This window comes from Erythrobacter litoralis HTCC2594 (assembly GCF_000013005.1).
GTDB classification, from domain to species: domain Bacteria; phylum Pseudomonadota; class Alphaproteobacteria; order Sphingomonadales; family Sphingomonadaceae; genus Parerythrobacter; species Parerythrobacter litoralis_A.
On record NC_007722.1, the window covers coordinates 1,662,889 to 1,681,794 of the forward strand.

The 18,906-nt window shown below is 63.2% G+C and carries 29 protein-coding genes; 4 read left to right on the forward strand and 25 right to left on the reverse strand.

Annotated elements, in window-relative coordinates; genetic code table 11:
- Positions 1–47: 47 nt before the first annotated feature.
- From EL2594_RS07945 to EL2594_RS07960, 4 genes are read left to right on the forward strand one after another with little or no spacing between them, the layout of a single operon-like run.
- Complete coding sequence (locus EL2594_RS07945; RefSeq protein ID WP_011414528.1) at positions 48–1,382, forward strand: amidase family protein; 1,335 nt, start codon at positions 48–50, stop codon at positions 1,380–1,382.
- A 22-nt stretch (positions 1,383–1,404) separates the two neighbouring features.
- Positions 1,405–2,103: a PepSY domain-containing protein gene (locus tag EL2594_RS07950; protein WP_011414529.1), complete on the forward strand. Its 699-nt coding sequence runs from the start codon at positions 1,405–1,407 to the stop codon at positions 2,101–2,103.
- Positions 2,100–2,894 carry a hypothetical protein gene (locus tag EL2594_RS07955; RefSeq protein ID WP_011414530.1) on the forward strand — a complete coding sequence of 265 codons (795 nt, stop codon included), beginning with the start codon at positions 2,100–2,102 and terminating at the stop codon, positions 2,892–2,894. The genes EL2594_RS07950 and EL2594_RS07955 overlap by 4 nt, the downstream gene beginning before the upstream one ends.
- Complete coding sequence (locus tag EL2594_RS07960) at positions 2,891–3,583, forward strand: trimeric intracellular cation channel family protein (RefSeq protein WP_011414531.1); 693 nt, start codon at positions 2,891–2,893, stop codon at positions 3,581–3,583. The genes EL2594_RS07955 and EL2594_RS07960 overlap by 4 nt, the downstream gene beginning before the upstream one ends.
- On the opposite strand, the gene EL2594_RS07965 is transcribed toward EL2594_RS07960, so the two are convergent.
- From EL2594_RS07965 to rpsC, 25 genes are all read right to left on the reverse strand, one after another.
- Positions 3,580–4,269, reverse strand: a complete 690-nt coding sequence (locus EL2594_RS07965; RefSeq protein WP_011414532.1) for a hypothetical protein — start codon at positions 4,267–4,269, stop codon at positions 3,580–3,582. The genes EL2594_RS07960 and EL2594_RS07965 overlap by 4 nt on opposite strands.
- Before the next feature lie 133 nt (positions 4,270–4,402).
- Positions 4,403–4,972, reverse strand: a complete 570-nt coding sequence (locus tag EL2594_RS07970) for a hypothetical protein (RefSeq protein ID WP_011414533.1) — start codon at positions 4,970–4,972, stop codon at positions 4,403–4,405.
- Positions 4,973–5,119: 147 nt separating this feature from the next.
- Positions 5,120–6,508, reverse strand: coding sequence for a serine hydrolase domain-containing protein (locus EL2594_RS07975; RefSeq protein WP_011414534.1), 1,389 nt, complete (start codon positions 6,506–6,508; stop codon positions 5,120–5,122).
- Positions 6,509–6,593: 85 nt separating this feature from the next.
- Positions 6,594–7,016 (reverse strand): 50S ribosomal protein L17, encoded by a 423-nt coding sequence (gene rplQ, locus EL2594_RS07980; protein ID WP_011414535.1) that lies wholly within the window; start codon positions 7,014–7,016, stop codon positions 6,594–6,596.
- Positions 7,017–7,188: 172 nt separating this feature from the next.
- On the reverse strand, positions 7,189–8,244 hold the full coding sequence (locus tag EL2594_RS07985) for a DNA-directed RNA polymerase subunit alpha (RefSeq protein ID WP_011414536.1): 1,056 nt from the start codon (positions 8,242–8,244) through the stop codon (positions 7,189–7,191).
- Positions 8,245–8,347: 103 nt separating this feature from the next.
- On the reverse strand, positions 8,348–8,737 hold the full coding sequence (rpsK, locus tag EL2594_RS07990; protein ID WP_011414537.1) for a 30S ribosomal protein S11: 390 nt from the start codon (positions 8,735–8,737) through the stop codon (positions 8,348–8,350).
- A gap of 54 nt (positions 8,738–8,791) precedes the next feature.
- Positions 8,792–9,160 carry a 30S ribosomal protein S13 gene (gene rpsM / locus EL2594_RS07995; RefSeq protein WP_011414538.1) on the reverse strand — a complete coding sequence of 123 codons (369 nt, stop codon included), beginning with the start codon at positions 9,158–9,160 and terminating at the stop codon, positions 8,792–8,794.
- 282 nt (positions 9,161–9,442) lie between these two features.
- Positions 9,443–10,186 carry an SRPBCC family protein gene (locus EL2594_RS08000; protein ID WP_196793189.1) on the reverse strand — a complete coding sequence of 248 codons (744 nt, stop codon included), beginning with the start codon at positions 10,184–10,186 and terminating at the stop codon, positions 9,443–9,445.
- 57 nt (positions 10,187–10,243) lie between these two features.
- Positions 10,244–10,888, reverse strand: coding sequence for an adenylate kinase (locus EL2594_RS08005; RefSeq protein ID WP_011414540.1), 645 nt, complete (start codon positions 10,886–10,888; stop codon positions 10,244–10,246).
- Positions 10,889–10,925: 37 nt separating this feature from the next.
- Positions 10,926–12,290 (reverse strand): preprotein translocase subunit SecY, encoded by a 1,365-nt coding sequence (secY, locus tag EL2594_RS08010; RefSeq protein WP_011414541.1) that lies wholly within the window; start codon positions 12,288–12,290, stop codon positions 10,926–10,928.
- A 105-nt stretch (positions 12,291–12,395) separates the two neighbouring features.
- The gene (rplO, locus tag EL2594_RS08015; protein ID WP_011414542.1) at positions 12,396–12,926 is read right to left on the reverse strand and encodes a 50S ribosomal protein L15; all 531 of its coding nucleotides are present in this window, start codon (positions 12,924–12,926) and stop codon (positions 12,396–12,398) included.
- 33 nt (positions 12,927–12,959) lie between these two features.
- Entirely contained in the window at positions 12,960–13,235 is a 276-nt protein-coding gene (locus EL2594_RS08020) for a hypothetical protein (protein WP_011414543.1), read from the reverse strand.
- The gene (gene rpmD / locus EL2594_RS08025) at positions 13,235–13,411 is read right to left on the reverse strand and encodes a 50S ribosomal protein L30 (RefSeq protein WP_011414544.1); all 177 of its coding nucleotides are present in this window, start codon (positions 13,409–13,411) and stop codon (positions 13,235–13,237) included. Before rpmD ends, EL2594_RS08020 begins: the two co-directional genes overlap by 1 nt.
- A gap of 5 nt (positions 13,412–13,416) precedes the next feature.
- Positions 13,417–14,271: a 30S ribosomal protein S5 gene (gene rpsE, locus EL2594_RS15645; protein ID WP_011414545.1), complete on the reverse strand. Its 855-nt coding sequence runs from the start codon at positions 14,269–14,271 to the stop codon at positions 13,417–13,419.
- Positions 14,271–14,615: a 50S ribosomal protein L18 gene (rplR, locus tag EL2594_RS08035; protein ID WP_011414546.1), complete on the reverse strand. Its 345-nt coding sequence runs from the start codon at positions 14,613–14,615 to the stop codon at positions 14,271–14,273. The genes rpsE and rplR overlap by 1 nt, the downstream gene beginning before the upstream one ends.
- 1 nt (position 14,616) lies before the next feature.
- Positions 14,617–15,150 carry a 50S ribosomal protein L6 gene (gene rplF / locus EL2594_RS08040; protein WP_011414547.1) on the reverse strand — a complete coding sequence of 178 codons (534 nt, stop codon included), beginning with the start codon at positions 15,148–15,150 and terminating at the stop codon, positions 14,617–14,619.
- A complete protein-coding gene (gene rpsH / locus EL2594_RS08045; protein ID WP_011414548.1) occupies positions 15,150–15,545 on the reverse strand; it encodes a 30S ribosomal protein S8 in 396 nt (131 codons plus the stop codon). Before rpsH ends, rplF begins: the two co-directional genes overlap by 1 nt.
- 11 nt (positions 15,546–15,556) lie before the next feature.
- Positions 15,557–15,862: a 30S ribosomal protein S14 gene (gene rpsN, locus EL2594_RS08050; protein ID WP_011414549.1), complete on the reverse strand. Its 306-nt coding sequence runs from the start codon at positions 15,860–15,862 to the stop codon at positions 15,557–15,559.
- 26 nt (positions 15,863–15,888) lie between these two features.
- The gene (gene rplE / locus EL2594_RS08055; RefSeq protein WP_041685196.1) at positions 15,889–16,467 is read right to left on the reverse strand and encodes a 50S ribosomal protein L5; all 579 of its coding nucleotides are present in this window, start codon (positions 16,465–16,467) and stop codon (positions 15,889–15,891) included.
- Positions 16,460–16,780: a 50S ribosomal protein L24 gene (gene rplX / locus EL2594_RS08060; protein ID WP_011414551.1), complete on the reverse strand. Its 321-nt coding sequence runs from the start codon at positions 16,778–16,780 to the stop codon at positions 16,460–16,462. The genes rplE and rplX overlap by 8 nt, the downstream gene beginning before the upstream one ends.
- Positions 16,780–17,148: a 50S ribosomal protein L14 gene (rplN, locus tag EL2594_RS08065; protein WP_011414552.1), complete on the reverse strand. Its 369-nt coding sequence runs from the start codon at positions 17,146–17,148 to the stop codon at positions 16,780–16,782. Before rplN ends, rplX begins: the two co-directional genes overlap by 1 nt.
- A gap of 85 nt (positions 17,149–17,233) precedes the next feature.
- Positions 17,234–17,536, reverse strand: coding sequence for a 30S ribosomal protein S17 (gene rpsQ, locus EL2594_RS08070; protein ID WP_011414553.1), 303 nt, complete (start codon positions 17,534–17,536; stop codon positions 17,234–17,236).
- A gap of 11 nt (positions 17,537–17,547) precedes the next feature.
- Positions 17,548–17,754 carry a 50S ribosomal protein L29 gene (gene rpmC, locus EL2594_RS08075; protein ID WP_011414554.1) on the reverse strand — a complete coding sequence of 69 codons (207 nt, stop codon included), beginning with the start codon at positions 17,752–17,754 and terminating at the stop codon, positions 17,548–17,550.
- Positions 17,754–18,188 (reverse strand): 50S ribosomal protein L16, encoded by a 435-nt coding sequence (gene rplP, locus EL2594_RS08080; protein ID WP_011414555.1) that lies wholly within the window; start codon positions 18,186–18,188, stop codon positions 17,754–17,756. The genes rpmC and rplP overlap by 1 nt, the downstream gene beginning before the upstream one ends.
- A 21-nt stretch (positions 18,189–18,209) precedes the next feature.
- On the reverse strand, positions 18,210–18,905 hold the full coding sequence (gene rpsC, locus EL2594_RS08085) for a 30S ribosomal protein S3 (RefSeq protein ID WP_011414556.1): 696 nt from the start codon (positions 18,903–18,905) through the stop codon (positions 18,210–18,212).
- Position 18,906 lies beyond the last annotated feature (1 nt).

The following is an 18,906-nucleotide window of genomic DNA, read 5'->3' on the forward strand; positions in this document are numbered from 1 at the left end:
CATCGTCCCGCCGCGTGGCAGAACGCCGTGCGAGAGGGGAAATACGCATGGCCTATCCGACATTGACCGACGAACCGGGCGGGATCGAAACCGCCGCGCAGATCCGGGACGGACATATTTCGCCGCTCGAGGCGGTCGAAGCGGCAATCGGCAGGATCGAAAAGCTCGATGAGGCGATCAATGCCGTCGTGATCCGCGATTTCGACCGCGCGCGCGAGACCGCCAGGGCGATGGATGGCATGGAGATCATGCCGCACCAGCCGCTGTTCGGCGTGCCGATGACGATCAAGGAAAGCTTCGCCATTGCCGGCCTGCCGAGTTGCTGGGGGTTCAAGGAGTTCGAAGGGCAGGTCCAGGACGCGGATTCGACCGTCGTCCGGCAACTGAAGGCAGCAGGGGCGATCCTGCTCGGCAAGACCAATATCCCCCCTGCCCTCGCCGACTGGCAGAGCGCCAACCCGGTCTATGGCCGCACCGGCAATCCGCATGACACGACGCGCAGCCCCGGCGGCTCGTCCGGCGGCTCCGCCGCGGCGGTCGCGAGCGGGATGGTGCCGTTGGAGTATGGCACCGACATTGGCGGCTCGGTCCGCGTGCCGGCGCATTTCTGCGGCACCTGGGGCCACAAGACGAGCTGGGGCCTCGTCTCCAAGCAAGGTCACGATCATCCGGCCTTCAAGGGCATGGATGCGCATGACGGCGCGCTGAGCATCGCCGGGCCGCTGACCCGCAATGCCGACGACCTCGCGCTGATGCTGGAACTGACGGCCACCTTGCCACTGCGCCGCCGCGAGAAGGACCTGAAAGCCTGCCGCTTCCTGTTGCTGCTCGATCACCCGGTCAGCGAGGTCGACGCCAGCGTGCGCGGGCCGATCGAAACTGCAGCGGAAGCGCTGCGCAAGGCAGGCGTGCATGTCGACACGTCAGCGCCGGAGATGCCCGATCTCGAAGGCGATCATGCCGATTATATGCGCATGCTCAACATCGCGATGGCGCGCGGAGCCCCGGCAGACGATGGCACGCGCGCGACGGCCACCGACTGGTTCGACCTGCTCGATGCCCAGACGCGCTGCGAACTTTCCTGGGCAAACCTTTTCGACAGCTACGATTTCATCCTCGCGCCGCCGGCGCCGATCCTCGCGATGAAGCATGTCGAAGGTCAGTATTTCCAGGGCGAGACCATCATCAACGGCAACACCCATGCCGCGGCGGACGGGCTTGCCTGGGCTGGTATCGCCACCTTCCCCAACCTGCCCTCCACCGTGCTGCCCGTCGGCGGCACCGGCGACCTCCCGTGCGGGATGCAGGTGATAGGGCCGCGCTGGTCGGACTTCGATTGCATCGCAGCAGCCAAGGCCATAGGGGCGCTGCTGCACGACTGAAGCGGCAAGCAGGGACGACATTATGGCGCGGACGCCTATCATGCAGCGCTTTGCAAAATGGCATATCTGGCTCGGCTGGCTGGTCGGCGTTCCGATCCTGATGTGGACCGTGACCGGCCTGATCATGGTTATCAAGCCGATCGAGGAGGTGCGCGGCAATCACCTGCGTGCCGATATCGAAGAACGCGCACTGCCACCCGAAACCAACATCGCCATCACCCTGCCGGACACGACCGGGCGCGCCGTCAAATCGGTCGCCACCGCGATGCAGGGAGTGCGCGCGATCACGACGCTCACCTATACCGATGGCGCTATCGAGCGCTACAGCGAGGATGGCCGCAAGCTCGCACCGCTTACCGACGTCGAGGCTCGGCTGTTGGTGGCAGAGCAGATCGTCGGTGGCGACAAAGTCGCATCGGTTACTGCCTTCGACGCCGGTGCGGTGCCGTTCGATTTTCGCCGCCCGGTCGATGTCTGGCAGGTCGCGCTGGAGGATGGGACGCATGTCTATGTTGGGCAGCACACTGGCACAATCGAAAGCGTGCGCACCCGCTGGTGGCGCGTGTTCGACTTCGTTTGGGGCCTCCACATCATGGATCTGCAGACCCGCGAAGATACCTCGCACCCGATCCTGATCCTGTTCGCCGTCCTCGGCGTACTCGGCTCGCTGCTCGGTTGCATCCTGATGTTTCGCCGCCGCAAAGCGCGCGTGACAGCGTGATCGCACGGCTGGCCGCATTGGCGCTTCCCGTCTTCGCGGGCATTGCGTGGATGTTGCTGGCCGGAGCGGCGACATCGCAGATAGCCCTCCAGCTTGTCGCGCTGGCGATCGGGTGCGCGCTCATCGTTGTGGGCGCCAGACTGGCGTTCCCCGCCAAGCCCCTGGGGGTCGCGCTGGTTGTTCTCCTTTACCTCCCGCTCGCACTCGGCCCGGAGGTCGGCGGCGAGCAGCGCTGGCTGGCCCTCGGTCCCGTGACACTGACCTCGGGACTGCTTTGCGTCCCGGCCCTCTCCGTCCTTCTTGCACGCGCGCGCCGCAGCTGGTTCGTCGGTCCGCTGGCATTGATATTCGTGGCGAGCCTGGTCCAGAGCGACCCGTCGATCACGATCGCGCTCGCAATGGTTATCTTCGTTCTGGGAGGCATCAATCTGGTCGCCATTGCAGGTGGCCTGCTGATCCTCGCCATCGGCGCATATCTGGCCCTTCGCGACACATTGGAGCCGGTCCGCTTCGTCGAAGGCGTCTTTCCCGATGCTTTCGCGCAGATGCCGCTCATGACGTGGGTGCTGATCGCGGCGCTGGTCATCAGCCTGGGTCTGCTATTGTGGCGCGCCGGTGCGCCGGCGAAAGAGAAGGCAGCGCTCGTCGCATCGATGACGGGCCTCATCGGCGTGTCGTTGATCGGTCCTTTCCCGACGCCTTTGGTAGGCTATGGCGCGGCATCGATACTGGGACTATCGCTCGCGCTCGCGATTCTGGGGCGCGACCCTGAAGGAGGCCATCCGGCATGACGCCAGCCATCGCCGATCCGACCGTCATCCTGACACCGCTGCTCGACTGGCTCGACATCGCGGGCGTTGCGGTATTCGCGCTGTCGGGCGCGCTTATCGCCGCGAAGGAGCGACAGACCTTCGTCACGCTGGCGTTCTTTGCACTGATCACCGGCGTCGGCGGCGGGACCGTGCGGGACCTGCTGATCGATGCGCCGGTGTTCTGGATCAAGGATCCGTGGGTCGCCGCCACCTGCCTGATTGTGGCTCTGCTGGTCTGGTACACTCCCACGCGCTGGTGGGAGGGTCGGCTGCTCGACTATGCCGACGGGATCGGCCTCACCGCCTATGCAGTGCTCGGCGCGGCCAAGGCGATGACCTATGGTATCCCCCCGGTGCCGGCGATGATGATGGGCGTGGTGACGGGCACGGTCGGCGGTGTCATCCGCGATGTTGTCGCCGGACGCCCTTCGATCCTGATGAAGCCCGAGCTTTACGTCACCGCCGCCGCGCTTTCCGCGACGCTGTGCGTGATCGGCGAGGTGCTGGAGATCCAGCGCGCCATCGCCTGGCCGCTGGCAACGGCGGCGGGCCTGGTGCTGCGGAGCGCTGCCATCCGGTTCAACCTCGCGCTGCCCAATTACAATGAACGCCTCGCTGCCACCGACAGCGAGGCGTTCGAAAAGCCGTCTGGCGAAAAGGCGGACTAGCCGCCGAGGTTGCCTTCGATCGGGCCGCCGGGATAGGCCGGCTGCGGACCGCTCGGGCTCGTCGGCACAGCCGCGCGGGGATCGCCGAGACCGTAGTTGAGCCTTGCTTCGGCATAGGCATCGTCGCTCCACTGGCCGTCGGGTGAAACTGCCGCGCCCGAGAAGGCGCCGCCACCGTAATCGATGCGATCGATCCGGCCATTGCGGCCAACGGCGCACGTGAAGTTGTCGCCGTTGTAGAGGCGACCGCTCACCTGCCAGCCGTCACCGGCGCGCCCCACGTTGTCGACGCCTTCGACCCGCACATCGCGTTCGATCTCGCGCAGGCAGGCATCGACCGCGCGGTCGATGTTGTTCGAATTGTAGGAGCTGTTGCGATAGCGATAGCGCCGGTCATCGTAGCGATCGCGCTTGTTCCTGTTCGCAGCGCTGGCGATGGCGGCAATCCCGCCGATGATGGCGATCCCGGCAATCACGTCTCCGGCATCGACACGGTTACGGTGGCGATAGCCATGGCGCCAGCCCCGATAGCGGCGGTGACGTTCGGCCTTGTCCTGCTCCGCATCATAGGCCGGCGCGGCATAGGCGCTGCGCTGACTGGATACCGGCAGATCGGCAGCGGCCAACGGCGTCGCCAGCATGGAAACGGCGGCGCTGGCCGCAGCGATAGACTTCAAATGGATCATGGCAGCACCCCCTGTGGTCTGCAGGCGCGGTACGGTTACCGCAATATTGGCGAAAGAGCTACGCGGCCCAGACTGTCACCAGCCTGAACCGCGAAGCCCGGGAGAACGGGTTGGATTTGTCGGTTATCGGCTATCACCGCAGTCCGCGAATGCCGCTGAAATCGACTTGCGTGCGACCGCGCTCGATGTAGCAGGTAAACTTGCCCTGGTCGTAGGCGCGGCGACCGTAGCCGTAGCGACGGTCGTCATAGCGGGTCCGGCTGCGATAGCCGCGTTGGCCATCGACAACGATCCGGCCCTTCACCCGCCAGCCATAACGGGTGTCGTCGACGTCGCGGATCTGCGTCACGTCGGCGGAGCGATAGCCGCCCAAGCGACGGGCCTGGTTTTCGGCTGCGCGGATGCAACGCTCGACGGCGCGTCGCGGGTTGCCGCGGCGTTGCCAGCGGTCGCCGCGATAGCCGCGACGGTCGTCGTAGCGATAGCGATTGTCGTAGCGGTATCCGTCGCGATAGCGATCCTTTTTGCCGACAGCAGATGCGACGGCGGCAATCCCACCGAGGATCACGGCACCGGCGATGACATCCCCGGCGTCGATCCCGCGGTCGCGGTCACGGTCGGAGGCCATGGCAGGGGTCGCGGAAGAAACCGCCATCGCACCTGCGGCGACGGTTCCGAACAGGGCTTTGGAAACGGTTTGCATATCTCTCATTCCTCGTTTCGCCGGGACGGGGTTGCCCCGGTCGAGTGATGGAATAGAGGAACGGCAATGAGGTCAGACTGAATTTCGGTTACAGCCGATATTCAGATAAACAGGTGTTTTTCTGAATAGAGAGAAATTTGCGCGATTTCAGTTCTCCAGCGCCGCGAGCACGTCCCTTGTGAACGCAAGGATGTCGAAACGGCTGCCCGCCGGATCCTCGCCGCGCCGAACGATCACGACATCGCGACTGGGCACGATGACGACATATTGCCCACGGTTGCCCATGGCCGCGAAAGTGTCGGGCGGGATGCCCTCGTTCTGGTTGAACAGCCAGAGGCCGGCTCCGTAGCCAATGCCTCGCCCCTCCGGCTGCGGGCCGGAAGGTGAGGAAACGTATTCGACCCAGTCTGCGGGAAGCACGCGTTCGCCAGAAGGCAGGACGCCGTCGTCGAGATAGAGCTCGCCCAGCACCGCCAGATCGCGGGCGGTCGACCAGACTTGCGAGGACAGGATGTAGTCGCCCGCCATATCCCGCTCCGCCACCGTGTGCGGCATCCCGACGCGCTTGAAAAATTCTGCCGGAGGCGATTGGTCTAGCACATGATCGATCATCGCCACTGCCATCAGCGTGTCGTTGTTCGCATAGCGGTACACGGTGCCCGCCGGGTGCAGGAGCGGCCAATGGGCAGCCGTCTCCGCAACCGTCGAACCGCCGAAATAAAGCGGGTCGGTGCGGTTGCCCGGCGTGTCCGAATAGCGGCCCGACGCCATTCGCAGCAAGTGATCGAGCGTGATTGCCCTGCGCGGATCGTCTGAACTCTCTCCCAAGTCGGATGGGGCGAGGACATCCACGCCCTCACTTTCAACTGCAGCGCCCACCAGCGTGGCGGCTATGCTCTTCGCGACCGACCAGGTGCGCTGGGGCGTGTTGGGTCCGAAGTCATCGTCATAGGCCTCGCCGACGGTTGCACGCCCCTGCCGGACCAGGACGGCCGTCGTCCGGCTCCCTTCGCCATAGGTTTCGGCGAAAGCCTGGCCGACTACAGGTTCGAGGTTGCCTTGCGGCGCGACAATAGGGGCGAGACGGGGCGGCTGAGTATAGATGGTCGCGGGTCCCACAGGGTCACGGATCGCGTTCTCGAGCGATGTCAGGGTCGCGCCAACGGGCGCGGCGCGGCAGCCGTGACCAACATGATGCACGGCGACGCGTGGGGGCATGTCCTTTGCCCAATCGACAAGCACGCCGTCGATCACACCCTCATCGTCGCGGACCACGCTTGCGGACAGTTCGGGCACGATCGCGTCGAGCGGGGCCTGGATCCCCGTCATTTCCCACCTTTCGACACTTTCCGCCGACCGGCCTGATCCATTGCGTTCGGCATTGGCAATGGCACTGCACAGGAACAGCGCCTTGTAGCCGGCCGCCAGCGCGCGGTCGTAGCGGGCATCGAGCCGCTCCTGCTGGCTCTGGGCGGTGGTGGGGGCAGCGGCGAGGAGCAGCGCGGCGCCGGCTGCGGCAATCGTGGTGCGGATCATGGCGGGCACCCTACGCCCGCCCGCGCAAAAGAAAAGGGCCGCCGGATTGCTCCGCGCGGCCCTGTTTCTCTCTCTGCGAGTCGACTTACGCCTCGGCGAAATCGTCTTCGTCGACCATTACCGGGCCGCTGTCCTGGCCCTTGGCGTCTTCGTCGCGGTCGACAAGTTCGATCACCGCGAGCTGGGCGCTGTCGCTGGCGCGATATCCGGCCTTGACGATGCGCGTGTAGCCTCCGTCACGATCCGAATAGCGATCGGCCAGCTCGTCGAAGAGCTTCTTGAGCTGGGTCTCGTCCTGCAGACGGCCCATGGCGAGGCGGCGGTTCGACAGGCCGCCACGCTTGGCCAGCGTGATCAGCTTCTCGACGTAGGGACGCAGTTCCTTCGCCTTCGGCAGGGTGGTGACGATCTGCTCGTGCTTGATGAGCGCGGCGCTCATGTTGCGGAACAGGGCCTTGCGGTGGCCCGACTTGCGGCTCAGCTTGCGCTGCGAAATTCCGTGACGCATTTGATACTTCCTTCAGTTCGAAAAGGGCCCGTTCTAGGTAGCCCAGTGCTGGCGGCGGTTAGGGCCCGCCACCTTCGCCCTGCTGCGATCCCCCGCGCAGGCGGGGGTCTCAGGCCACCGGCGAAGCGCCAGCGGCGAAAGGCCCCCGCCTGCGCGGGGCCTTCCGCAGGAATTACCCGAGTAATTCCTGCTCCAGCTTCTTGGCCATTTCCTCGATGTTCTCGGGCGGCCAGCCGGGGATGTCCATGCCGAGGCGCAGACCCATGCTGGAGAGAACTTCCTTGATCTCGTTGAGCGACTTGCGACCGAAATTCGGCGTGCGCAGCATCTCGGCTTCGGTCTTCTGGACCAGGTCGCCGATATAGATGATGTTGTCGTTCTTGAGGCAGTTGGCCGAGCGGACCGACAGTTCCAGCTCGTCGACCTTCTTGAGGAGGTAACGATTGAGCTGGTTGGCATCGTCCTGCTGCGGCTCGGCAGCGACGCCGATCATGGCGCTCTGCGGCTGCGGGATACCGTCTTCGAAGTGGACGAACAGCGTCAACTGGTCCTGCAGGATGCGCGCCGCATAGGCCACGGCATCTTCAGGGGTGACGGTGCCGTCGGTTTCGATGGTCAGGCTCAGCTTGTCGAAGTCGAGCTCCTGGCCGACACGGGCCTTTTCGACCTTGTAGCTGACCTGACGGATCGGCGAATAGAGGCTGTCGACCGGGATCAGGCCGATCGGCGCATCGGCCGGACGGTTCTGGACCGCCGGGACATAGCCGCTGCCGATATCGGCAGTCAGTTCCATGTTGAGCGTCGCGCCTTCGTCGAGATGACAGATCACGAGATCCTTGTTCATCACTTCGATATCGCCCGAAACCGCGATGTCGCCGGCCTTCACTTCGGCCGGGCCGGTGGCGGAAAGCTGAAGGCGCTTGGGGCCTTCGCCTTCCATCTTCAGAGCGATCTGCTTCACATTGAGGACGATGTCGGTCACGTCTTCACGCACGCCGGCAAGCGAGCTGAATTCGTGCAGCACGTTCTCGATCTTGATCGAGGTGATGGCAGCGCCCTGGAGCGAGGCCAGGAGGACCCGGCGCAGTGCGTTGCCGAGCGTAAGGCCGTAGCCACGCTCGAGCGGCTCGGCGATGAAGGTCGCCTTGCGGGCCTTGTCGCTGCTCTCCTTGACGTCGAGCTGCGTGGGTTTCTTGAGTTCCTGCCAGTTCTTGGTGTTCACGGACATGAAATTCCCCTGGGACTTGGATGCGGGCGGGACCGGAGCGCTTGTGGGCGCGTCCGGTCCGTAAGAGGTGTCGGCGACCGAATGGCCGCCGGGCAGGCACGGATCAGACGCGGCGACGCTTGGACGGCCGCACACCGTTGTGCGGGATCGGCGTTACGTCGCGGATCGAAGTGATCGTGAAACCGACCGCCTGCAGGGCACGCAGCGCGCTTTCACGGCCCGAGCCCGGGCCCTTCACTTCGACTTCGAGGGTGCGTACGCCGTGTTCGGCAGCCTTGCGGCCCGCGTCGTCGGCGGCGACCTGGGCGGCATAGGGAGTCGACTTGCGGCTGCCCTTGAAGCCCATCATGCCGGCCGAAGACCAGCTGATCGCGTTACCCTGTGCGTCGGTGATGGTGATCATGGTGTTGTTGAAGCTGGCGTTGACATGTGCAACCCCGCTGGTGATGTTCTTGCGCTCGCGGCGCCGAACGCGGCCTGGTTCGCGTGCCATGGTGATATTCCCCTAATTCGTCTCTTGCGGAAGCAGCTGCGGCAGGGCCGCTGCTTACTTCTTCTTGCCGGCGATCGGCTTCGCCTTGCCCTTGCGGGTGCGCGCATTGGTGTGCGTGCGCTGGCCACGAACGGGCAGGCCGTTACGATGGCGCAAACCGCGATAGGACTTGAGGTCCATCAGGCGCTTGATGTTCATGGCGGTTTCGCGGCGAAGGTCGCCTTCCACCATGAGGTCTTCGTCGATCGTTTCACGCAGACGCAGCACTTCCTCGTCGGTGAGGTCCTGCACGCGGCGGGCGTGATCGATTCCAAGCTTGTCGGCAATCTTCACGGCGGTGGTTCGACCGATCCCGTGAATGTAGGTGAGCGCGATGATAACGCGCTTGTTGGTGGGGATGTTGACCCCGGCAATACGAGCCACTTACTTCTCCATGCTCCACAGGGATATGGGCGTGCCGCCCTTCCCTATCTCATCGCTCAAAACACCCGGCAGTTTGCGAAATGATGCCGGACGGCAAAAAGTCCGGATGGCGCGCAATGTGTGGCTGCCGCCTGCCGGACCCGTTCGAAACTGTCGAATAAAGGCGCGCTTAGGGCGATTCGGCCCATCCGTCAACCGCCAGCGCGCGCAAAACGACGCGAGTGCCCAAGGTGGGCACTGCGTTCGCAATATCAAGGGGTGTAACGCGGTCGATCCAGCCTGTCAAAACCGATTGCCGGGTCCCGCCCTCACCCCGTCGCCCGTGTCGTCGAGGAAATCTTCGCCAATAGCGCTCTCGATGACAGGTTCCGGATCGACCGTTTCGACGGCTGCCTCGGCGTCGTCTTCCCCTGCGGCGCCCTCTTCAGCGTCAAGATCGTCCGCCTGTGCGGGTTCTTCCGCCGCCTCGGGATCGTCGATCCGCCCCAGCTTGTCGGCGAGGCCAGCGAGCTGCTGGCTCATCACGCCGTCGACGGCCTTGGAAATCTCGGCGGTCTTGTAGCGCATATAGCCGCCGACGACATATTCCCACAGGATCCGGGTTCCGCCGTCGATCTCCTTGAGCGTAATCGTCAGCACGCCCTCGGCCGGCTCGCTCTGGAGAGGGCCGAGACCGCCGCGCATGCGCAGCGCCTTGCGCGGGAAAGCCTGTAATACGGTCATGTGCCGGACGCTTCCGGCAAGGCCGATCGCGCCATCCTCTTCATGGGCCGGGATGCGCTCGCAGAAACACCCACCCCCTTGCGGCGTGATCATCATGTTCGAGGCATCGCCCGACCACGTATGCGTGTCGTTCCACCAATTGCCCGGCGTGATCAATTCGAGCCACGTCGTCTGCAAGTTTGCGCCGACTGCAGCGGCATCGCGCGTGACGAAGCCGTCGTCGTCGAGCCTGAGGACATCGGCTCGCGCCGGGGCAGTCGCGGCCAACGCCAGCGCGGCGGTTGCGATAGTCATACGGAGCATTGCGGTTCCCTCCTTGCTGCCTCGCCCTATTCCACGGACGAGGGCGGAGGAAAAGACCTACTTCAGCAACGCATCGATTGCGGCGGTGACCTCGTCGATCCCGCCCATACCATCGACCCGTTCGACCAGCCCGCGCTCTTCGTAGATCGGCAGGATCGGCGCCGTCTTGGCCCGATATTCCTGCATCCGTGTGCGCACGGTTTCCTCATTGTCGTCGGGGCGACGCTTGAACTCGGTCGATCCGCACACATCGCACACGCCTTCCCTGGCGGGCTGCTTGTGACGGTCATGATAACCGGTGCCGCACTTGGCGCAGGTGAAGCGCCCGGTGATACGATCGACCAGCGCTTCTTCATTGACTTCGAGCTCGATCACCTTGTCCAGCGAGCGATCATGCTTGGCGAGGATGACGTCGAGCTGCCCGGCCTGCGCCGCGGTGCGCGGATAGCCATCGAAGATCGCCCCGACATTACCGTGCATGGCTGTCAGTTCCGCATCGATCAGCTCGGAGACGATGTCGTCCGAAACCAGTTCGCCGCGATCCATCACCGCCTTGGCCTTGAGACCGACGGGGGTCTGCGCCTTCACCGCGGCGCGGAGCATGTCGCCGGTCGACAGCTGGCGCATGCCATGCCGCTCGACGAGCCGCTGCGATTGCGTGCCCTTGCCTGCGCCCGGAGGGCCGAGAAGGATGATATTCACGTGCGCGATTCCCCTCAATCGATCCGCCAGCGTCGGCTCAGCGCATCCGGCCTTTCAGCTTGGCCTTCTTGATAAGATCACCGTACTGGTGAGCAAGCAAATGCGACTGGATCTGGCTGATCGTATCCACAGTAACGTTGACGACGATCAGCAGGCTGGTGCCGCCGAGGAACAGCGGGATGCCGGTTTGCGCGATCACATATTCAGGCAACACGCAGACGACCGTCAAGTAGATCGCGCCGACTACGGTGATGCGGGTCAGGACATAGTCGAGATATTCCGCGGTCCGCTTGCCGGGGCGGATGCCCGGGATGAAACCGCCGTTCTTCTTGAGATTGTCGGCCGTGTCTTCCGGATTGAAGACCACCGCGGTGTAGAAGAAACAGAAGAAGATGATGCCGATACCGTACAGCGTCATGTAGATCGGCTGGCCGTGCTGCAGGTATTGGTTCAGCGTCTGGATCACCGCGCCCGCGCCGGAGGTCGGATCGAGCGAATTGGCCGAAAACTGGCTAATCGTCAGCGGCAACAGCAGCAACGAACTGGCGAAGATCGGCGGGATCACGCCAGCGGTGTTGAGCTTCAGCGGCAGGTGCGAGCGGTCCGCCTGCATCATGCCGCGCTGGGTGGCACGCTTGGGATACTGGATCAGCAGGCGCCGCTGGGCACGCTCCATGAAGCAGATGACCAGGATCAGGATGACGACCATGATCAGGAACCCGACGATCAGGAAAGCGCTGATCGAACCGGTGCGACCGCCTTCGAACATATTGCCGGCGAAGCTTGGAAACTGCGCCACGATGCCCGCCATGATGATCAGCGAAACGCCGTTGCCGATACCGCGACTGGTGATCTGCTCGCCAAGCCACAACAGGAACATCGTCCCGCCCACCAGGCTGATGACCGCGCCGACGCGGAACATATAGCCGGGATCGACGACCGCCTGCAGGCCTGCGGAATTGGAAAACGCCTCCAGGCCCGCAGCCAGGAACCAGCCCTGCATCATGCACAGGAACACCGTGCCGTATCGGGTGTACTGATTGAGCTTCTGCCGACCGGTCGCGCCTTCCTTCTTCAGCGCCATCAGCGTCGGATGCAGGGCTGCGGCCATCTGCACCACGATCGAGGCGGTAATGTAAGGCATGACGCCGAGAGCAATCAGGCTCATCCGCTCGAGGCTGCCGCCGGTGAACATGTTGAACATGTCGATCACGCCGCCCGACGTAAGGTCGGCCAGTTCGGCGAGCGCCAGCGGATTGATACCGGGCAGCGGCACGAAACTGAGGAAGCGGAAGACGATCAGCGCACCGATGGTGAACCAGATGCGGTTCTGCAGCTCGGTGGCTTTCGAGAAATTGGCGAGGCTGAGATTGCTCGCAATATTATCGGCGCGTGATGCCATGGGAACGATGAAATCCTAGCTTGTCGCCGGTCCCTCCCGGCTTATCGGAAGGACACATAGGAAGCGACGGGCTCGATGTCGAACCCGTCGCCCCGATTTTTCCGATTATTCGGCTTTGGCCTTGGCCTTCTTGTTGGCTTCGCTACGGGCAGCCTTCTTTTCGTGTTCGGGCTGCGCAGCAGGGATCACTTCGACCGAACCGCCAGCCTTTTCAACGGCTTCGACAGCGCCTTTGGAGGCACCAGCGACGATGAACTTGACCTTGGCCTTAAGTTCGCCCTTGCCGAGCAGGCGAACACCGTCCTTGCCGCCACGGACCAGGCCCGCCTCGCGCAGCGCCTCTTCGGTGATGTCCTTCTTGCCGTCGAGCTTCTTGGCGTCGATGAACTTCTGGACCATGCCGATGTTCACTTCGGCAAAATCCTTGCCGAAGGGGTTGTTGAAGCCGCGCTTCGGCAGACGCATGTGGAGCGGCATCTGGCCGCCTTCGAAGCCCTTGATGGCGACACCCGAACGGCTCTTCTGGCCTTTCTGGCCGCGACCACCGGTCTTGCCCTTGCCCGAGCCGATGCCACGGCCGACGCGGATGCGACCCTTGCGGGCGCCTTCATTGTCACGGAGATCGTTGAGTTTCATAGTCTTGCACTCGCTTTCGCTTTTGTTCGCGCTTCAATTTTCGATCTCAAAGAAAGTGAATCCACTCGGAGTATCAAGTGCCTCACCTTCTTCGATCTCTTCGATTTCGTCCCAACTGACAGAAGAACCTATCCCGGTTCGAATGCCAGCCTCACGAAGCTCATCGCCTATCACGCCGAGCGCGCGCGATTTTGCTTCTTCAAGGTCGGTTGCATTGACCCATACGGTCTTAAACCAACCCATCGCTACTTTCTCGCCATCTTGGACCATCGGGAAATTCTCGCCAACAGCCAAAAGGCGAAAATGCATTAGTCGACCACTTCGACAAGATGCGGGATCTTGGCGATCGCGCCGCGGACCTCGGGAGTATCTTCTAGCTCGACCACTTTGTGCATCTTGTTGAGGCCCAGGCCGACCAGGATTTTCTTCTGGCTTTCCGGACGACGGATCGGCGAACCGGTCTGTTTGATCTTGATCTTCGCCATGTTTCTTACTCCGCGATAGCTGCGGCGTCGGCTTCCGCCTCGGCTTCGCTGGCGCCACCGCGACCGAGCAGGTCGGCGACCTTCTTGCCGCGACGCTGGGCCACCGACTTCGGCGAAGTCTGGTCCTGCAACGCGTCGAAGGTGGCGCGGATCATGTTGTAGGGGTTCGAGGTGCCGACCGACTTGGTCACCACATCGGCCACACCGAGGCTCTCGAACACGGCACGCATCGGACCACCGGCGATGATGCCGGTACCCGGAGGCGCGGTGCGGACGGTCACCTTGCCGGCACCGAAACGACCGTTGCCGTCATGGTGCAGCGTGCGGCCTTCCTTGAGCGCGACGCGGATCATCTTCTTGCGAGCCGCGGCCGTGGCCTTCTGGATCGCTTCCGGCACTTCGCGGGCCTTGCCCTTGCCGAAGCCGACGCGGCCCTGACCGTCACCGACAACCACGAGCGCAGCGAAACCGAAGCGCTTACCGCCCTTCACCGTCTTGCTGACGCGGTTGATGTGGACCAGCTTCTCGATGATGCCGTCGTCCTCTTCCTCGCGGCGACCGCCACGACGATTGTCGCGGCCACCACGACCGCGACCGCGGTCGTTGCCGCCGCGTCCACCGCGCCCGCCACGATCGTGGCCGCCACGCTCGCGCGGCTGGCCTTCGGCGCCTTGGGCAGCCGACTGGTTCGCAGCCGCTTCCGAGGGTGTCTCGGCCACAGCCGGGGTCTCGGCCTCGGCCTTGGCCTTCTGCGCTTCGAGCGTTTCCGTCGGCTCGGCCTTAAGGGCATCCTCGACAGCCACTGCCGGCGTTGCGGTTTCGGCTTCGTTTTCCGGGGTTTTCTTTTCGTCAGCCATCATCAGAACTCCAGCCCGCCTTCGCGAGCGGCGTCGGCCAGCGCTTTCACGCGACCATGGAACAGGAACCCGCCGCGATCGAACACGACAGTCGTAACGCCGGCCTTCTTGGCGGCAGCAGCAATGTCCTTGCCGACCTTGGCGGCGGCATCGACATTCGCACCCGAGCCCTTCGCGCCCAGCGTCGAGGCAGCGGCAAGAGTCTTGCCGTCGGCATCGTCGATCACCTGCGCGTAGATGTGCTTGCCGGTGCGATGGACCGACAGACGCGGCTTGTCGCCGGAGCGCTTGCGCAGAGCGGAGCGGACCCGCTGGCGGCGACGTTCGAAGAGGGAAAGTTTCGCCATCTTACTTCTTCTTCCCTTCCTTGCGGAAGACATATTCGCCCTGGTACTTGATGCCCTTGCCCTTGTACGGCTCGGGCTTGCGCCACTGGCGGATTTCGGCGGCAAGCTGGCCGACGGCCTGCTTGTCGATGCCGGAAATGATCACGGTCGTCTGGTCCGGGGTCTTCACTTCGAGACCTTCCGGAACAGCGATGTCGACATCGTGGCTGTAGCCGAGCTGCAGCTTGAGCGTCTTGCCCTGCGCCTGCGCACGATAACCGACGCCCGAGATTTCCAGCGTCTTGGAAAAGCCTTCGGTCACGCCTTCGACCAGGTTGGACACCAGCGTGCGCTGCATGCCCCAATAGGAGCGCGCCTTCTGCGTGTCGTTGGCCGGGTTCACCGCGATCTCGTCACCCTCGATCTTGTAATCGATGAGATCCGAAAGACCCAGGGACAGAGTGCCCTTGGGACCTTTCACGGTCAGCGTGCCGTTGTCGATCTTGGCCTCGACCCCGCTCGGGATCGCCACGGCCCTCTTGCCGATGCGGCTCATCAGAACACCTCCGCCAGCACTTCGCCGCCGACATTCTGGGTGCGCGCTTCGTTGTCCGAAAGCACGCCCTTGGGCGTCGAGACGATGGTGATGCCGAGGCCGTTGCGGACTGTCGGAAGTTCTTTCGAACCCGAGTAGATCCGGCGACCCGGCTTGGAGACGCGGGCGACATGCTTGATCGCAGGCTCACCCTCGAAATATTTCAGTTCGATCCGCAGCGCGGCGTGCTTGCCCGAAGCGTCTTCGCTGTAGCCACGGATGTAGCCTTCGCGCTGGAGCACTTCGAGAACGTTGGCACGCAGCTTGGAAGCGGGCGAAAGGACGCTGTCCTTCTTCGCCTGCTGGCCGTTGCGGATGCGGGTGAGCATATCACCCAGGGGATCGGTCATAGCCATCTATCGATTCCTCACCAGCTCGACTTGGTCAGGCCCGGAATCAGGCCCTTGTTGCCGAGGTCGCGCAGTTCGATGCGGTTGATGCCGAACTTGCGATAATAGCCGCGCGGGCGGCCGGTGGTGGCGCAGCGGTTGCGCACGCGGGTCGGGTTCGCGTTGCGCGGGATTTCCGCCATCTTCAGGCGCGCGATGAGACGCTCGGTTTCGTCGAGCGACTTGTCGTTCGCGATCGCCTTCAGCTTCTCGTACTTGGCAGCATATTGCTTGACGAGCTTCTTGCGCTTTTCGTTCTTATTGATCGAACTCAGTTTCGCCATTGGACTTAAGTTCCTCTGTTAGCGGCTCACGCCGCTTCCTTCTCTGCAGACGCTTCCGCCGGGAACGGGAAACCGAACAGGCGCAGCAATTCGCGCGCTTCTTCGTCCGTTTTGGCAGTGGTCGTCACGATGATATCCATGCCCCGGACCTTCTCGATCTTGTCGTAGGAGATTTCCGGGAAGATGATCTGTTCCTTCAGGCCCATGGCATAGTTGCCACGACCGTCGAACGACTTGGCGTTGAGACCACGGAAGTCGCGGATACGCGGCATCGCGATGGTCACCAGGCGATCGAGGAATTCGAACATCCGGTCGCGCCGCAAGGTGACCTTGCAACCGATCGGCATGCCTTCGCGCAGCTTGAACTGTGCGATCGACTTCTTGGCCTTGGTGATAACCGGCTTCTGGCCGGCGATCAGTGCCATTTCCTCGGCAGCGGTCTGGACTTTCTTCTTGTCCTGGCTCGCTTCGCCCACACCCATATTGAGCGTGATCTTCTCGAGGCGCGGCACTTCGAGACGATTCTTGTAACCGAACTTCTCGGTCATCGCCTTGACGATTTCGTTCTCGTACCGGGCTTTCATACGAGGGGTATAATCAGCCATCGATGGTCTCCCCACTCTTCACGGCAACGCGCACCTTCTTGCCGTCCTTCTCTTCGATCCGGACGCGGGTGGGCTTGCCATCCTTCGGGTCAGCCACGGCAACCTTGGCGATGTGCATCGGCGCTTCGTAGCGGTCGATGCCACCCTGCGGGTTTTCCTGGCTCGGCTTGCGGTGACGCGCGATCATGTTGACGCCTTCGACGACGACCTTGCCTTCTTTCGGCATGACCTTCGCGACGGTGCCGGTCTTGCCCTTGTCCTTACCGGACAGGACGACGACGCTGTCACCCTTCTTGATCTTTGCGGACGCCATCACAGCACCTCCGGAGCAAGCGAGATGATCTTCATGAAACCGCGGCCGCGCAGTTCGCGGACGACCGGGCCGAAGATACGGGTGCCGATCGGCTCTTCGTTCTTGCTGACAAGCACGGCGGCATTGCTGTCGAAGCGGATCACGCTACCGTCTGGGCGGCGGACATCCTTCTTCGTGCGCACGATGACGGCGCGATGGACATCGCCCTTCTTCACCTTGGCGCGCGGCTGGGCTTCCTTGACGGAAACCACGATCACGTCCCCGACACTCGCGGTGCGGCGCTTCGACCCGCCCAGTACCTTGATGCACTGGACGCGCTTTGCGCCGCTGTTGTCCGCGACGTCGAGATTGGATTGCATCTGGATCATCGATCCGGTTCCTTCTCTTGGCTTGCCGAGACACCCAAATCGCCACTTCTACTGTTGGCGGGGGCCCGGCAGTTCCTACGTCTGATTACTCGGCACCACCGGGGGTGGCTTCGGCCACATCGAGATCCGCCTCGATCGCCTGCGTTCCGCCCGCAACGACGCGGTCTTTCACGGCCCAGGTTTTCGTCTTCGAGATCGGCTTGGTCTCTTCGATGCGGACGACGTCGCCCAGCGTGTATTCGTTCTTCTCGTCGTGAGCGTGATACTTCTTCGAACGACGGATGATCTTCCCGTAGAGCGGGTGCTTCACCTTGCGTTCGACCAGCACGGTCACGGTCTTGTCGGTCTTGTCGGAGGTGACAGTCCCGATCAGGATACGTTTCGGCATTGTCTAACTCCTCAAGCTTTCGCCGCGGATGCGGCACGCTCGTTCTGAAGCGTCTTGATCTGGGCGATCGAGCGGCGGACTTCGCGGATGCGAGCCGGTGCTTCGAGCTGGTTCGTGGCAGCCTGGAAGCGCAGGTTGAACTGCTCTTTCTTCAGCTGGACGAGCTCTTCGGCGAGCTGGTCGTCGCTCTTCTGACGCAGGTCTTCGACTTTGGCCATCAGTTGCCTCCCAGGTGCGAGGTGTCACCGAAGCGGGCGACGACCTTGGTCTTGACGGGCAGCTTCATCGCAGCACGCTCGAAAGCGGATGCGGCGAGCGGACCCGGCACACCGTCGAGTTCGAACAGGATGCGGCCCGGCTTCACGCGGGCAGCCCAATATTCGACCGAGCCCTTGCCCTTACCCTGACGGACTTCGGCAGGCTTCTTCGATACCGGCACATCGGGAAACACGCGGATCCAGAGACGACCCTGACGCTTGATGTGGCGGGTGATGGCACGACGCGCGGCTTCGATCTGGCGCGCGGTAACGCGCTCGGGTTCGAGAGCCTTGAGGCCGTAGGAGCCGAAATTCAGCGTGGTGCCACCCTTGGCATCACCCTTGATCCGGCCCTTGAAGGCCTTGCGGTACTTGGTTTTCTTCGGTTGCAGCATTGTCTGTCTCTATCTCTGCAATCAGCGAGCCGGACGCACGCCGGAAGTCTGAGCTTCCATCATGAGGCGGTCCTGTGCGGTCGGGTCATGGCCGAGGATCTCGCCCTTGAAGACCCACACCTTGATGCCGATGATTCCGTATGCGGTCAGCGCTTCGGCTTCGGCATAGTCGATGTTGGCGCGCAGCGTGTGGAGCGGAACGCGGCCTTCGCGATACTGCTCGACACGGGCGATTTCGGCACCGCCCAGGCGGCCGCCGCAGACGATCTTGATACCTTCGGCACCCAGACGCATGGCAGACTGCATGGCGCGCTTCATCGCACGGCGGAAAGCGACACGGCGGATCAGCTGGTCGGCAATGCCCTGGGCGACGAGCTTGGCGTCGATTTCCGGCTTGCGGATCTCGACGATGTTAAGCTTCACTTCGCTTTCGGTCATGGTCGACAGCTTCTGGCGCAGCTTTTCGATGTCCGCGCCCTTCTTGCCGATGATGACACCGGGGCGAGCCGCATAAATCGAGATGCGGCACAGCTTGGCCGGACGCTCGATCACCACCTTCGAAATCGCGGCCTGGGCAGCGGTTTCGAGGATGTACTTACGGATCTCGATGTCTTCTGCGAGCAGCTTCGCGTAGGCGTTGCCTTCGGCATACCAGCGGCTGTCCCAGGTACGGTTGATCTGCAGGCGCAGACCGATCGGATTGCTCTTCTGGCCCATC

What these genes read in the sequence shown, in the direction of transcription:
- rpsN (WP_011414549.1), bottom strand. Translation starts at nt 15,862, where the DNA reads ATGGCGAAACTGAGTTCGATCAATAAGAACGAAAAGCGCAAGAAGCTC.
- rplE (WP_041685196.1), bottom strand. Translation starts at nt 16,467, where the DNA reads ATGGCTGATTATACCCCTCGTATGAAAGCCCGGTACGAGAACGAAATC.
- EL2594_RS07965 (WP_011414532.1), bottom strand. Translation starts at nt 4,269, where the DNA reads ATGATCCATTTGAAGTCTATCGCTGCGGCCAGCGCCGCCGTTTCCATG.
- rpmC (WP_011414554.1), bottom strand. Translation starts at nt 17,754, where the DNA reads ATGGCCAAAGTCGAAGACCTGCGTCAGAAGAGCGACGACCAGCTCGCC.
- rplN (WP_011414552.1), bottom strand. Translation starts at nt 17,148, where the DNA reads ATGATCCAGATGCAATCCAATCTCGACGTCGCGGACAACAGCGGCGCA.
- rplP (WP_011414555.1), bottom strand. Translation starts at nt 18,188, where the DNA reads ATGCTGCAACCGAAGAAAACCAAGTACCGCAAGGCCTTCAAGGGCCGG.
- rpsH (WP_011414548.1), bottom strand. Translation starts at nt 15,545, where the DNA reads ATGGCTATGACCGATCCCCTGGGTGATATGCTCACCCGCATCCGCAAC.
- EL2594_RS07945 (WP_011414528.1), top strand. Translation starts at nt 48, where the DNA reads ATGGCCTATCCGACATTGACCGACGAACCGGGCGGGATCGAAACCGCC.
- EL2594_RS07950 (WP_011414529.1), top strand. Translation starts at nt 1,405, where the DNA reads ATGGCGCGGACGCCTATCATGCAGCGCTTTGCAAAATGGCATATCTGG.
- rpsC (WP_011414556.1), bottom strand. Translation starts at nt 18,905, where the DNA reads ATGGGCCAGAAGAGCAATCCGATCGGTCTGCGCCTGCAGATCAACCGT.
- rpsE (WP_011414545.1), bottom strand. Translation starts at nt 14,271, where the DNA reads ATGATGGCTGACGAAAAGAAAACCCCGGAAAACGAAGCCGAAACCGCA.
- rpsK (WP_011414537.1), bottom strand. Translation starts at nt 8,737, where the DNA reads ATGGCACGCGAACCAGGCCGCGTTCGGCGCCGCGAGCGCAAGAACATC.
- rpmD (WP_011414544.1), bottom strand. Translation starts at nt 13,411, where the DNA reads ATGGCGAAGATCAAGATCAAACAGACCGGTTCGCCGATCCGTCGTCCG.
- EL2594_RS07975 (WP_011414534.1), bottom strand. Translation starts at nt 6,508, where the DNA reads ATGATCCGCACCACGATTGCCGCAGCCGGCGCCGCGCTGCTCCTCGCC.
- rplQ (WP_011414535.1), bottom strand. Translation starts at nt 7,016, where the DNA reads ATGCGTCACGGAATTTCGCAGCGCAAGCTGAGCCGCAAGTCGGGCCAC.
- EL2594_RS08020 (WP_011414543.1), bottom strand. Translation starts at nt 13,235, where the DNA reads ATGCATTTTCGCCTTTTGGCTGTTGGCGAGAATTTCCCGATGGTCCAA.
- EL2594_RS07985 (WP_011414536.1), bottom strand. Translation starts at nt 8,244, where the DNA reads ATGTCCGTGAACACCAAGAACTGGCAGGAACTCAAGAAACCCACGCAG.
- rplR (WP_011414546.1), bottom strand. Translation starts at nt 14,615, where the DNA reads ATGGCGAAACTTTCCCTCTTCGAACGTCGCCGCCAGCGGGTCCGCTCC.
- rpsQ (WP_011414553.1), bottom strand. Translation starts at nt 17,536, where the DNA reads ATGCCGAAACGTATCCTGATCGGGACTGTCACCTCCGACAAGACCGAC.
- rplO (WP_011414542.1), bottom strand. Translation starts at nt 12,926, where the DNA reads ATGAAACTCAACGATCTCCGTGACAATGAAGGCGCCCGCAAGGGTCGC.
- EL2594_RS08000 (WP_196793189.1), bottom strand. Translation starts at nt 10,186, where the DNA reads ATGCTCCGTATGACTATCGCAACCGCCGCGCTGGCGTTGGCCGCGACT.
- secY (WP_011414541.1), bottom strand. Translation starts at nt 12,290, where the DNA reads ATGGCATCACGCGCCGATAATATTGCGAGCAATCTCAGCCTCGCCAAT.
- EL2594_RS07960 (WP_011414531.1), top strand. Translation starts at nt 2,891, where the DNA reads ATGACGCCAGCCATCGCCGATCCGACCGTCATCCTGACACCGCTGCTC.
- EL2594_RS07970 (WP_011414533.1), bottom strand. Translation starts at nt 4,972, where the DNA reads ATGCAAACCGTTTCCAAAGCCCTGTTCGGAACCGTCGCCGCAGGTGCG.
- rplX (WP_011414551.1), bottom strand. Translation starts at nt 16,780, where the DNA reads ATGGCGTCCGCAAAGATCAAGAAGGGTGACAGCGTCGTCGTCCTGTCC.
- rplF (WP_011414547.1), bottom strand. Translation starts at nt 15,150, where the DNA reads ATGAGCCGCATCGGCAAGAGGGCCGTGGCGATCCCGAGCGGGGTCGAG.